Origin of the sequence: Clostridioides sp. GD02404 (assembly GCF_045898275.1) — a bacterium.
Classification (GTDB): domain Bacteria; phylum Bacillota; class Clostridia; order Peptostreptococcales; family Peptostreptococcaceae; genus Clostridioides; species Clostridioides difficile_A.
In genome coordinates, this window is sequence record NZ_JBJOCA010000039.1 from 1 (window position 1) to 13,009 (window position 13,009).

12 protein-coding genes and 1 other annotated feature are annotated in these 13,009 nt (G+C 27.6%); all 12 genes read left to right on the forward strand.

The window, feature by feature from the left end:
• The first annotated feature begins 501 nt into the window (after positions 1-501).
• The 12 genes from Q3287_RS17640 (at position 502) to Q3287_RS17695 (ending at position 12,873) form a co-directional block, all read left to right on the forward strand.
• Entirely contained in the window at positions 502-1,839 is a 1,338-nt protein-coding gene (locus tag Q3287_RS17640; RefSeq protein ID WP_074179012.1) for an APC family permease, read from the forward strand.
• Positions 1,840-2,506: 667 nt separating this feature from the next.
• Positions 2,507-3,340 (forward strand): polysaccharide deacetylase family protein, encoded by an 834-nt coding sequence (locus Q3287_RS17645; RefSeq protein WP_054270045.1) that lies wholly within the window; start codon positions 2,507-2,509, stop codon positions 3,338-3,340.
• 67 nt (positions 3,341-3,407) lie between these two features.
• Positions 3,408-4,364: a peptidylprolyl isomerase gene (locus Q3287_RS17650; RefSeq protein WP_407964559.1), complete on the forward strand. Its 957-nt coding sequence runs from the start codon at positions 3,408-3,410 to the stop codon at positions 4,362-4,364.
• Between the two features lie 51 nt (positions 4,365-4,415).
• Positions 4,416-4,898 (forward strand): RNA polymerase sigma factor, encoded by a 483-nt coding sequence (locus tag Q3287_RS17655; RefSeq protein ID WP_021384362.1) that lies wholly within the window; start codon positions 4,416-4,418, stop codon positions 4,896-4,898.
• Between the two features lie 11 nt (positions 4,899-4,909).
• Complete coding sequence (locus Q3287_RS17660) at positions 4,910-5,779, forward strand: DUF3298 domain-containing protein (RefSeq protein ID WP_407964560.1); 870 nt, start codon at positions 4,910-4,912, stop codon at positions 5,777-5,779.
• Positions 5,780-5,821: 42 nt separating this feature from the next.
• Positions 5,822-6,574, forward strand: coding sequence for a DUF3298 and DUF4163 domain-containing protein (locus Q3287_RS17665; RefSeq protein ID WP_074179015.1), 753 nt, complete (start codon positions 5,822-5,824; stop codon positions 6,572-6,574).
• Positions 6,575-6,616: 42 nt separating this feature from the next.
• Complete coding sequence (locus Q3287_RS17670) at positions 6,617-7,444, forward strand: XdhC family protein (protein WP_054270049.1); 828 nt, start codon at positions 6,617-6,619, stop codon at positions 7,442-7,444.
• Positions 7,444-8,205, forward strand: a complete 762-nt coding sequence (locus Q3287_RS17675) for a M48 family metallopeptidase (RefSeq protein ID WP_407964561.1) — start codon at positions 7,444-7,446, stop codon at positions 8,203-8,205. Before Q3287_RS17670 ends, Q3287_RS17675 begins: the two co-directional genes overlap by 1 nt.
• A gap of 161 nt (positions 8,206-8,366) precedes the next feature.
• Positions 8,367-8,623 (forward strand) — a binding site (T-box leader).
• A 110-nt stretch (positions 8,624-8,733) separates the two neighbouring features.
• Positions 8,734-8,973 carry an ACT domain-containing protein gene (locus Q3287_RS17680; protein WP_021384344.1) on the forward strand — a complete coding sequence of 80 codons (240 nt, stop codon included), beginning with the start codon at positions 8,734-8,736 and terminating at the stop codon, positions 8,971-8,973.
• Positions 8,974-9,207: 234 nt separating this feature from the next.
• Entirely contained in the window at positions 9,208-10,254 is a 1,047-nt protein-coding gene (ilvC, locus tag Q3287_RS17685; RefSeq protein WP_407812235.1) for a ketol-acid reductoisomerase, read from the forward strand.
• Between the two features lie 50 nt (positions 10,255-10,304).
• Entirely contained in the window at positions 10,305-11,993 is a 1,689-nt protein-coding gene (gene ilvB / locus Q3287_RS17690) for a biosynthetic-type acetolactate synthase large subunit (protein WP_407964570.1), read from the forward strand.
• Between the two features lie 202 nt (positions 11,994-12,195).
• The gene (locus Q3287_RS17695) at positions 12,196-12,873 is read left to right on the forward strand and encodes a manganese catalase family protein (protein ID WP_407964562.1); all 678 of its coding nucleotides are present in this window, start codon (positions 12,196-12,198) and stop codon (positions 12,871-12,873) included.
• Positions 12,874-13,009: the final 136 nt, after the last annotated feature.

Below are 13,009 nucleotides of genomic sequence, written 5' to 3' on the forward strand. Positions count from 1 at the left end.
TAATATTTTATTTTTTTATTAAAAAATAAAATATTAGTTTTGATTTCTGGTTTAAGTTGGGTTATAATAAATTGTCAAATTATTTATTATTATAAAATAGACTATAAAACAAGTAAAAGTCATACTATTTATAAAAGACATATAAAATAGGAAATTACAGAAATACAAATAAAATGTTTTTGAGAAATGGTGAAATTTTATTGCAAGAAATTTAAAACGATTTCAACTTAATAAGTATAATCTATTTTACTTGTTATAAATATACAATGTATATTATACAATATAAAAAATATATGTACTTTTAAGAAATATTATTAGATTTGGATTTTTAATTTTTATAATTTTTTTAAAGCTTTAAGCTATCATAAAAGTAAAAGATTACAAACGTTTAGTAGAGATTATTTTATTTTAATAAATAATAAAAACTATTTTTCTATAATATTGGCATAATATATGCTTATATAACTATGAAATTAAATAAGTTTAAGTAGGAGGAAGAAAATGGGAAGTAACGAACTAAAAAAGACACTTGGCGTGTCAGCAGCATTATCTACTGTTGTTGGTTCCGTTATAGGAGCTGGTGTATTCTTTAAACCACAAGCAGTTTATACATTGACTGGAGGAGCTCCAGGTCTTGGTATATTAGCATGGTTAATAGCTGGAATCATAACTATAACAGCTGGTCTTACAGCTGCAGAGGTATCAGTAGCGATACCAAAAACTGGTGGAATGATGGTATATATAAAAGAAATTTATGGAGAGAAATTAGGATTTTTAACTGGATGGATGCAAATTGTACTATTCTATCCTGGTATGATGGCTGCGTTGGGTGTTATATTTGGAGAGCAAGCTTCAGCTTTAATTGGTAGCCCATCATTATTACTTCCAATAGCTATTGGAATTATAGTAATAGTTGCAGGATTGAATATGCTTGGTTCAAAAACTGGAGGAGCTATACAGACAGTTTCTACAATATGTAAATTAATACCACTTATTTTGATAATGATTGTTGGATTTATTAAAGGTGGTGGAGATAATCCAATACTTACACCTATGGTTGGTGAGGGATTAAGTCTAGGTAGTGTATTAGGTCAGGTTTTAATTGCTATACTATTTGCATTTGATGGTTGGATGAATGTTGGTACTTTAGCTGGAGAAATGAAAAATCCTGGAAAAGACCTTCCAAAAGCTATAATAGGTGGATTATCAGTTGTTATGGCTGTTTACTTTATAATAAACTTAGCATACCTTTGGGTATTACCAGCTAATGAATTAGCAAATTATGCTTCTCCTGCATCAGCAGTTGCTGAAGTTATATTTGGTTCAATTGGTGGGAAAATAATATCTGTAGGTATATTAATTTCAGTATTCGGAGCATTAAATGGATTCTTATTAACTGGTTCAAGAGTTGCATATACTTTAGCTACAGATAAGACTTTACCAAAGTATGGTACTTTTTCTAAATTAAATTCTGCTCAAGTTCCAGCAAATGCTATAACATTAGTATCTGTTATTGCATCTATATATGCTTTATCAGGTCAATTTAACTTATTAACTGATTTAGCAGTATTTGCGACTTGGATATTCTATGTATTAACATTTATAGGAGTAATGAAACTTAGAAAAACTCATCCAGATATGCCAAGAGAGTATAAAGTGCCATTATATCCAATAGTTCCAATAATAGCTATAGCAAGTGGTATATTTGTTGTAGTTAATCAATTATGTTTTGCAGGTATGAAAACTACTATGATATCTATAGGAGGCCTTATAATAACAGCTATAGGCTTACCAGTGTATGCTTATATGACTAGAGGGACAAAAAGAGAATCTAAGTAGCTTATAAATACTTTATAATTATGTTAAAAATAAAATCCCAATCTATTTATAGATAGATTGGGATTTTATTTTTGATTTTTTGGAAATAAAATTGAAAATCTAAATAATTGTTTATTCTGATGTATTTTGTTTATAAGTATTTTTTTAAAATAATCAAATTAAAGTATATCTGTATAGTAGAAGATATATATAACATTTTGAAAATTAAATCTTTCTATTATAAATAACATAATATTGTGTTAATAAGAAAAAATTACCTAATTAATATAATGATTTATGAATAAAGTTAGTAATTTTTATTTGATAAAAATATTAGTTAACATAAATACATAATGTATACATGAAAAATGTGCAATATCATTGTTTTAGTACTTATTTCTTGTTTAATATTTCTAATTTATAAAAAACAATTTATAAATTTTAAAAATTAGAAATGACATTTTAACTAGAATTAATTGTAAAAAACACTATATAATACTCAATTTTCAACATTCTATACAATTATACATAAATTATACAGCATAATAATCATCAAAATAACAAATTTTAAAAATTAAGCAAAACTTTTTGTCGAAGTTCAACGTCTATATATATGTAGTGTAAATTTTGGGTATAAAATACTACAAAAATATAAATGTAAAAATATAGCAATATTGGAGGTCGAACGATGAGAAATAAAAAGAAAAAAATAAATAGAAAGAAATTATATGTACTTTTAAGTGCTATTGTAGTATGTCTAGCTTTTATAATAGTTGGTATACGAGTTAGCTCTTTAAATGTTAAAGAAGACGAAATTAGTAGAAATACAAAATTGTCAAGTTCTACTATTACAGATATAGTATCTAATACAACAACGGAAATTAGCAAAGGGCCAAGTAAGAGTTCTGGAAAAGTAGCATACATAACTATAGATGATGGTCCATCTAAATTTACCGACCAGATGATAAAAACTCTAAATAAATATAATGTTAAAGCAACTTTTTTTATGATAGATGGCAATATGAAGGAATATCCACAACAAGTTAAAAATATAATTAAAAGTGGGAACACAGGAGGTTTCCATAGTGTATCACATGATATTCATAAGCTTTATGTTACTAGTACATCAGCAAAAGAGGAATTTGATACAAATGACCAAACTTTTTACAAAATAACTGGTAAACATTCAAAAGTAATAAGAATACCTTATGGAAGTAAACCATATACACCACAAGCTTCTTATCAAGCTTTAGTTGATGCTGGATACAAGATTTGGGACTGGGATTTGGATACAGAGGACTGGAGATCTAATTCTGCTCAAATCTTACAAAATGTGAAAAATCATGTTAAGAATAGAAAAGGTGAGGATAAAGACCAACTTGTAGTTTTAATGCATGAGAAAAAACAAAGTGCAGAAGCTTTAGATTCAGTTTTAAAATTCTTATCAGATGAAGGTTATGAATTTGCAGCAGTGGATCAAAATCAGATACCAAAAAATTATTGGTTGCGTAATTTAGAGTAGTTAAAATATAAGAGCATTAATTGATATTTTAGAAATTGAGAAAAAAAATGAGTGAGGTGTAGATATATTGAATAAAAAACTTTATATAGGAATGGCCGGAATACTATCTTTAATGATGGTTGGTTGCAACAAAAGTTTGGCAAAAGTAAATGATGTGGAAATTACAAAAGAGCAATATCAAAAAACAAAAGCAGTTTTATCTGCTACTAATAGTTATATAAATGGGCAATCTTTAGATGAATTGGAAAAAACTTTGGATAAAAAAGGTAGAAATAAATTAGAAAATGTTATAATATCGTTTATGGTGGATAATGAACTTTTATATCAAGAGGCTAAGGATAAAGGATTAACTCCAACTAAAAGCGAAGTAGACTCAAAGTATCAAGAACTAGAAGATAATATGAATTTGAATACGAGTTACAAAGAAAAAATGGACAAAGCAGGTGTTGATAAAGCATACTTAAAACAAGAAATATCTAAAGATTTAGCCATAGATAAAAATAAGAAAGCCTTTGAAGAAAGAATAAATGTAAGTGATGTGGATATGGAATCCTATTATACGAAACATAAAAAAGATTTTAATGTAGAAGAAGTAAATGCTTCTCAGATACTTATATCAACTTTAGATAAAAACAAAAAGGAAGTAAGCAAAGATAAGAAAGAAGCTTTAAAGAAAAAGGCAGATAACATATTAACTAAAATCAAAAATGGAGAAAGTTTTGAAGAATTGGCTAAAAAATATTCAGATGACAAAGCAACTGGAAAAAACGGAGGACAGCTAGGATATTTCACAAAAGAAGATAAAAATGCTGAGTTTACAAAAGAAGTGTTCAAATTAAAGAAAAATGAAGTTTCAAATGTATTTGAAACTAGTTATGGATATCATATAGTCAAAGTTACTGATAAAAGAGAAAGACAAAAAAGTTTTAATGAGTGTCAGAGTTTAATAAGAGAATCTATTTTAAATGAAAAGTATATTGAGCATATAAAGAAATTGAATGAAGATGCAAAAATAGACAGATAGAATCTCTAAAGACTCAATCCTAGCCTGTAATCGGAGGGAGATTTTACAGGAATGTTTAAGAGTTTAAAGAGAACGAAGGTTGAGAAATACATTATCGATAATAAAGACTCTTTTTATAGAATTGCATATAGTTATACAAAGAATGAAGAAGATGCCTTAGATGTGGTTCAAGAAGCCATGTATAAGGCTCTATATTCAGTGGAAAATATTAAAGAAGTAAATTATATAAAGACATGGTTTTATAAAATTTTAGTTAGAACTAGTATAGATTTTATTAGGAAAAACCGTAAATATAATAACATGACAGATATTGACCATATAGATGAAACTGGAGAATGTGATAAATATACTGATTTAGATTTAAAAAGAGCTTTAGAAGAATTACCTATTGAGTATAAATCTATTATAATATTAAGATTTTTTGAAGATTTAAAGATTGAAGAAGTGGCAATAATATTGGATGAAAATGTGAATACTGTTAAAACTAGGCTATATACTGCTTTAAAAAAACTAAAATTAAAAATTGAAGAGTAGGGATAAAAAGAATGACGAGCAAAGAAAGGTTAGATAAGTTAAAAGAGGAGTATCATAAAATTCCAATACCAAAGAAACTAGATACTATAATAAATCATGAGAAAATAGAAAATATATATTATGAGAAAAATAAGAAAGTAAATAGATTAAGATTTAAAGTTGCAATAGCTTTTGCTTGTATGTTTACAGTATTAGTAAATATAAGTCCTGTATTTGCAGATAATTTCTCTAAGATACCTATAATTGGAGGAATAGTAGAAGTAATAACTATAAAAAATTATAGCTTAAAGAGTGAAAATTATGAAGCTAAGATTGATATTCCTAAGATACAAGGTTTAAAAGATAAAAACTTAGAAAAGCGTTTAAACAGTAGCTTTATGGAAGATGGAAAAAGGCTTTATGATGAATTTCAACAGAGGATGGAAAAGATAGAATTATCAAAGAATAAAGGACATAAGTCTTTAAGTTTGAGTTATAGTGTTAAAAATAATTCTAAAGATTTCCTCTCAATAGAAATGACAAAAAATGAGATAGAAGCATCATCTTATGTTAGTAAAATACATTATAATGTTGATAAGAAAAGACAAATAGTTTTGACTTTACCTATGCTTTTTAAGGATGATAAATATATAAAAGTTATTAGTGATAATATAAAAAAACAGATGAGAGAGAAGATGAAAAAGGACAATACAAAATCATATTTTATAGACCAAGAAAAAGACTTATCTGCTGAAGATTTTAAAACTATCAACAAATATCAAGATTTTTATATTAATAAAGATGGAAATCTTGTAATCAGTTTTGATGAATATGAAGTAGCACCTGGTTATATGGGAGCAGTAGAATTTGTAATACCATATAAAGTAATAAAAGATTTGTAAATTGAATAGTAGTTTATATATAAATACATTAAGGAGGTCAACATGAATACATGTAAAAAACTTAAAAAATCTATATTTAAAATTGCTATAGTTTCAATATGTTTATTAATATCATTAGTAAATATAAAACCTATATTTGCAAGTTCTTCTAATGAGACTCTAAACAATAATACAATAAAGGTTGTAGATGCTAAGAATCTCAATTTTAAGCAAGGTAATTATGAAGTGAAAATTAGTATTCCCAAAATAGAGGGTTTAAAAGATAAAGATTTAGAGAATAAATTAAATAATGAGTTTTTGCAAGATGGGAAAAAACTTTACAATCAATTTAAAAATGAAATGAAAAAAGAAAATAATAAAGGTCATAGATATTTAAATGCAAGTTATAATGTTAAAAACAATTCTAAGGACTTTTTATCCATAGAAATGAAAAAAGAAGAGATAGAAGCTTCTTCAACTGTAACTAAAAAGCACTATACTATTGATAAAAATAGAGAAATACTATTAAATTTGCCAATATTTTTTAAAGATAGTAGATATATAAGAGCTATAAGTGATAATATAAAAGAGCAGATGAGAAATCAGATTAAAAAGGATAATACAAAATCCTATTTTATTGACCAAGGAAAAGATTCACCAGTAAAGGATTTCGAATCTATAAATAAGTATCAAGATTTTTATATTAATAAAAGTGGAAACCTTGTAATTAGTTTTGATGAATATGAAGTAGCACCTGGTTATATGGGAGCAGTGGAGTTTGTAATGCCAAATAAGGTGATAAAAAACCTAAGATAGATATATAGAAGATTTTTAGATAGACTTGGTAAGGAGAATTATATGAATATATATGAACAAGCTATACAGTTAATAGAAAATAAGGAGGATTTTGCATTTGCTACTATAACCTCTCACTCAGGTTCAACACCACGTGAAACTGGAGCCATGATGATTGTAAAAAATGATGGTAAAATATTTGGTTCAGTAGGTGGAGGAAGTGTAGAAGCTACATGTATAAAACATGCACTTAATGTCATAAGAGATAGAAAATCAATGTTGTATAAATTTACTTTAAATAAATCTGATGTAGCAAAACTTGGAATGATATGTGGTGGCAATGGAGAGATACAAATAGATTTTATTGACAGTGAATTAGAGAGTAATATAGAAAGATTTAATAGAAGTTTAAAAGAGAATACAAGTAAAGCGTATATATTTGGGGCAGGTCATATCTCAAGAGATGTGGCTGTAATATTATCCCTTTTAGAATTTAGAACAGTAGTAATAGATGATAGAGAAGAATTTGCCAACTCTGAAAGATTTCCAGATTCAGAAGTAGTAGTTTTAGATTCTTTTGAAGATATACCAGATTTTTCAATTGATGAAAATAGTTATATAATTATTTTAACAAGGGGTCACTTATATGATTCAAGTGCTTTAGAATGGGCTCTTAAAAGAAATTCTGGGTATATTGGTATGATTGGAAGTAGAACCAAGATTGGGCTAACATATGAAAAACTTATGAAAAAAGGTTTCAAAAAGGAAGAACTTGAAAAAGTTCATGCTCCAATAGGTATAAAATTGGATGCTCAGACACCAGCTGAAATAGCTGTATGTATAGCTGCTGAACTTATAAATTGTAGAGCAAATAAGGAAAAAAGAAACTGATGAATACAGTAAGTAAAGACACTGACATTTTAAATGTAACTTTTAGAGGTAATGAGATAAAGGTGATTTTGTTATATAAAGATAGAAAAAATATTTCTATAAAAATAGACTCATTTGGTAAAATAATTGTAACAAGTCCTCCTAAAATCTCTAAAAAAATAATAAAAGACATAATAATTGAAAAGGGAGACTGGATACTTAAAAAGTCTGAAAAATATAAGAACAGAGAAGAATCATACAGAAAAAGAATGTTTATAAATGGCGAGAAATTTCTTTATTTAGGTAAAGAATACTATTTAGTTATAAAAGAAATGTTAGATGATTGTGTCTCAAAAAGTAACTGTACAATAAATCTTGATGAATCTCAAATAATTATTCAAACAAATGATACCAGTAAAGACTTCATTAGAACATCTTTGAAGGAATGGTATAAAACAGAAAGCCAAAGAATAGTTTTAGAGAGAATAGATTTTCTTAAATCAACTTGTGAAATAATGAAGCAATTGATTCCAAAAAGTGTTAAGGTAAAAGAGCAAAAAAAGAGATGGGGAAGTTGCACATCTCAAAAAAATATTTATATAAATTCAAAAATATCTATGGCAAGATTAGATGTAATTGATTATATAATAATACATGAATTTAGTCATTTAATACATATGAATCATTCTAAAAAATTTTATGATTTGGTAAAATCTATTATGCCAGATTATAGAGAAAAAGAAAATTGGCTAAAAATAAATGGATATAAAATAATAATATGAAAACGCTTATTCCAAAAGTTGTATTTAGAATATAGAAAACATATTATTGTGAAAAAAATAAATAATCTGAAAATTTTAAAAAAAGTCGTTGACATTATAAAAGATAGAGAATATAATCTATATTAACAACAAAACAGATAGAAAATATAAAATTAAAAAAATTAAAAGCGATGACAGAGACAATGATGCTAATGGTGTTATCCACAGAGAACCAATGTTGCTGAGAATTGGTGTTAACAGTAGTATAATTATCACTCTGGAGCTTTTGTACTGAATATTTTTAGTAAGTACAAACGTCTGCCAACGTTACATGGCTAAGGTTAAGGTAATCAATTACCCGACCTGAAAAAAGAGGGGTAGATGTATTTTTATATCTACAAATAAGGTGGTACCGCGGAATATAACTTTCGTCCTTATAAGTAATATTTATATTGCTTATAAAGATGAAAGTTTTTTTATTTTAAGCAATATAAAAAGTTCAATCCATATAAAATTAATAAAAAATAATAAAAATAAGGAGGAATTTTTATGGAAAATACTGTATATGCTAAATTAAACCAAGGGATAGATTCTTTTTTAAGAGTGGCTATGACTCTTAGAAGGAGAGAAGTTGATATACAATCAATAAGTATGACTGTAGATAACATGAATAATTCAGGAATAAAACTAATAGTAAATGAAGAAAAAACATCTCTAGATTGTGTTTTAAATCATATGAAGAAGCTACATGATATAAGAGAAATAACTGTTGAGAAAGTAAGACATTAATTAAATGTGTTTTATAAAAATAGAAACTAATGATAAATCTATTTATGTTAAAATGAAAAACTAAAGATAAATATTAAATGAGAAAAATCTTAGAATGAAAATACAAATATCATTGAATTTATTAGTTTTCCGCAATTTATAAAGACTGAAAATTCTAAAAATACAATTTTGAAATCATGTAAATTTAGAAATATAATCTGTTAAGTAGCATAGAATCAATGATAATGAGTATAAATTTCTAATAAAAATAAATATCATAAAAATGAGAGAAAGTATTGGGAGGAAATAAAGATGGCAAAGATGTATTATGAAAATGATGTAAATTTAGAGGTTTTAAAAAATAAAAAGGTTGCAGTTTTAGGTTATGGGAGCCAAGGACATGCACATGCACAAAACCTTAGAGATAATGGTGTAGATGTAGTAGTAGGACTTTATGATGGAAGTAAATCAGCACAAAAAGCAAGAGAAGATGGATTTGAAGTTAAAAGTGTAGCAGAAGCGACAAGAGAAAGTGATTTGACAATGTTACTAATGCCAGATGAAAAGCAAAAGAAAGTTTATGAAGAGAGTGTAAGGGATAACTTAAAAGAAGGTCAGACATTAGCATTTGCACATGGATTCAATATACATTATAACCAAGTACAACCACCAGAATTTGTTGATGTTGTAATGGTAGCTCCTAAAGGACCTGGTCACCTAGTTAGAAATGTATTTACAAAAGGAAGTGGAGTTCCTGCACTATTTGCGGTATATCAGGACTACACTAAAAAAGCTACAGAGACAGTTTTAGCATATGCAAAAGGTATTGGAGCAACAAGAGCAGGAGTTTTAGAAACTACTTTTAAAGAAGAAACAGAAACAGATTTATTTGGAGAGCAGTCAGTACTTTGTGGTGGAATAAGTGAACTTATAAAATTAGGATATAAAACACTTGTAGATGCAGGATATCAAAAAGAAGTAGCATATTTTGAATGTCTACATGAAATGAAACTAATAGTTGACCTTATATATGAAGGTGGATTTGAAAGAATGAGATATAGCATAAGTGATACAGCAGAATATGGAGATTATGTATCTGGTAAAAGAGTAATAACTGATGTAGCAAAGCAAGGTATGCAAGAAGTTTTAGAAGATATACAAAATGGAAAATTTGCGAAGGCATGGATTAAAGAGAATGAAGAAGGTCGTGAAAACTTCCTTAAAACTAGAGAAGCAGAATATGCTACGGAAATAGCAGAGGTTGGAAGAAATCTAAGAAGTATGATGTCATTCTTAAAATAAATATATTAAATGGATTAGTTTGAGGGAAAGAGTGGTGCATGGTAGTGCGTATGAATGGAGCAAAAGTAATTTTAGAATGCTTGAAGAAAGAGGGAGTTGACACAGTATTTGGATATCCTGGTGGAGCAGTGATACCTCTTTATGATGCTCTATATGATTATCAAGATGATTTCAAACATATAAGGACATCTCATGAACAAGGTTTAGTTCATGCATCAGATGGGTATGCAAGAAGTACTAACACAGTGGGGGTTTGCTTTACAACATCTGGTCCAGGAGCAACAAATGCTATAACTGGAATAGCAACAGCTTTTATGGATTCGTCTCCTATGGTTGTGATTTCAGGGCAAGTTCCAACAAGTTTATTAGGCAAAGATTCTTTTCAAGAAATTGATATAACAGGAGCGACCTTGTCTATGACAAAACATAATTATCTAGTTAGAAGTACCAAAGAATTGATTCCTACAATAAAGGAAGCTTTTAAGGTTGCAAATTCAGGAAGAAAAGGGCCTGTACTTGTAGATGTACCAAAGGATTTATTTTTGGCAGAAATGGATTTTAACGATGAGGATTATGATTCATGCCAAATAGATGATTATATGGATTATAAGAATGATTTTGATTTAGAGGATGAAATAAATATTAAACTTTTAAGTGATGCAATAGATATAATAAAAGATTCTAAAAGACCTATAATATATGCTGGTGGAGGTGTTAAGTCTTCAGATAGTGAGGAAATTCTTGAAAGATTTGCATCCAAAATAGATACACCTGTATTAAATACACTTATGGGACTTGGTAATATAGATAGAAAAAATGAGTTATCTCTTGGTATGGTTGGAATGCATGGAAGTAGAGAAAGTAATTTAGCTCTTTCTAATTCAGATTTGGTTATAGCTATAGGAGCAAGATTTAGTGATAGAGTAATAAGTAAAAGTTCTGAATTTGCTAAAAATGCAAAAGTAATACACATAGATATAGACCCATCTGAAATAAGTAAAAACATAAAATCAAATGTATCTCTAGTTGGAGATGTGAAATTTATTCTTAGCTTACTACTAGAGAAAGTGGATAGTAAGAATAATAGCCACTGGAAAGAAGAAATAAAGACTTTTAGAAAGAGTGAGGGTGTACAAGATGGTGAATTTCATCCACAAAATATACTTAGAAAAATAAATGAGAAGTATGAAAAATTAGATAATCCTACTGTAGTGGTAACTGATGTTGGTCAGCATCAAATGTGGGCTGCTAAATACTGGGATTTTAAAGGTAATAAAAGCTTTATAACATCAGCAGGACTAGGAACAATGGGCTTTGGTTTAGGTGCAGCTATAGGAACTAAAGTTGGTAATGTAGATAAAAATGTAGTTTTGGTTACTGGTGATGGAAGTTTTAGAATGAATTGTAATGAACTAGCTACAGTTTCAAACTATAATGTACCTATACTTATTTTATTGCTTAATAATAGAACACTAGGGATGGTAAGACAATGGCAGAAATTATTTTCTAATCAAAGATACTCTCAAACTGATATTGATGAAAATGTAGACTATGTTAAGCTTGTAAATGCCTATAATATTGATGGATATAAGGTATCTGATATGGAAGGGTTAGAGAAAGTTTTAGATATGATAGATTTTAATAAACCTATGTTTTTGCAATGTGATATAGATAAGGATTATGATGTTTATCCTATTGTAGCTCCTAATGATGCATTAGAAAATTTAATATGTAACTAAGATTTATACTGAATATTGATAAAGTTTTTTATTGAAACTTTATTGATGTTCAGTTTTTTATTTAGGTGTAGATTTTTTGTCTTTGTAAATAAATTACTCAATGTATAACTAAGTATTTATTAAATCTTAATTATAGAACTTAGAATAAGATTGTATTTTAAGCAAATAATAAATTTGAATAATAATTTACGGAGGTATTCATATGTTTAAACATGATAAAGCGTTATTAAAAGAAGTAAAAGTAGAAAGAGCAAATCCTCAATATGCTGTTTTGATGCAAGAACAATTAGGAGGAGGAAATGGAGAATTAAAGGCAGCAATGCAATATTTGGCTCAAAGTTTTAGAATAAAAGACCCTCAAATAAAAGATTTATTTCTTGATATAGCAGCAGAAGAGCTTAGTCATATGGAAATGGTTGCTCAAACTATAAATTTATTAAATGGTCATGATGTTGATTATAATGCAGTTGATACAGGTGAAATAGAGACTCATGTATTAACTGGATTATCACCAGTATTAATAAACTCATCAGGAGCTCCATGGACTGCTGATTATGTTACAGTTACAGGTGATTTAGTAGCTGACTTACTTTCAAATATAGCTTCAGAACAAAGAGCCAAGGTGGTTTATGAACACTTATATAGACAGATTGATGATAAACATGTAAAAGAAACAATAGATTTTTTACTTAACAGAGAAGAAGCACATAATGCTTTATTTAGAGATGCTTTAAATAAAGTCAAAGATACAGGTTCAAACAGAGATTTTGGGGTTACAGAAGATTCAAAGTTATATTTTGACTTATCAACTCCAGGACCAAATCATGATACTAAAATAGATATTAATCCTCCTTCTTTTGAAAAACCTTTAAAAAAATAATTTGATATTTTTCATGTTGTTTTGTTTTAGTAAATATATAAAAAATTATTTGCCTAGAAGAATTAAGTAGATAAAAATCTAAATATATGTAGTTAAGATGGGTATACACTTAATATAAGTGTATATCTATTTTTTT

Coding starts and splice junctions, on each gene's coding strand:
- Q3287_RS17640 (WP_074179012.1), top strand. CDS start 502: ATGGGAAGTAACGAACTAAAAAAGACACTTGGCGTGTCAGCAGCATTA.
- Q3287_RS17645 (WP_054270045.1), top strand. CDS start 2,507: ATGAGAAATAAAAAGAAAAAAATAAATAGAAAGAAATTATATGTACTT.
- Q3287_RS17655 (WP_021384362.1), top strand. CDS start 4,416: ATGTTTAAGAGTTTAAAGAGAACGAAGGTTGAGAAATACATTATCGAT.
- Q3287_RS17660 (WP_407964560.1), top strand. CDS start 4,910: ATGACGAGCAAAGAAAGGTTAGATAAGTTAAAAGAGGAGTATCATAAA.
- Q3287_RS17665 (WP_074179015.1), top strand. CDS start 5,822: ATGAATACATGTAAAAAACTTAAAAAATCTATATTTAAAATTGCTATA.
- Q3287_RS17670 (WP_054270049.1), top strand. CDS start 6,617: ATGAATATATATGAACAAGCTATACAGTTAATAGAAAATAAGGAGGAT.
- Q3287_RS17675 (WP_407964561.1), top strand. CDS start 7,444: ATGAATACAGTAAGTAAAGACACTGACATTTTAAATGTAACTTTTAGA.
- Q3287_RS17680 (WP_021384344.1), top strand. CDS start 8,734: ATGGAAAATACTGTATATGCTAAATTAAACCAAGGGATAGATTCTTTT.
- ilvB (WP_407964570.1), top strand. CDS start 10,305: ATGAATGGAGCAAAAGTAATTTTAGAATGCTTGAAGAAAGAGGGAGTT.
- Q3287_RS17695 (WP_407964562.1), top strand. CDS start 12,196: ATGTTTAAACATGATAAAGCGTTATTAAAAGAAGTAAAAGTAGAAAGA.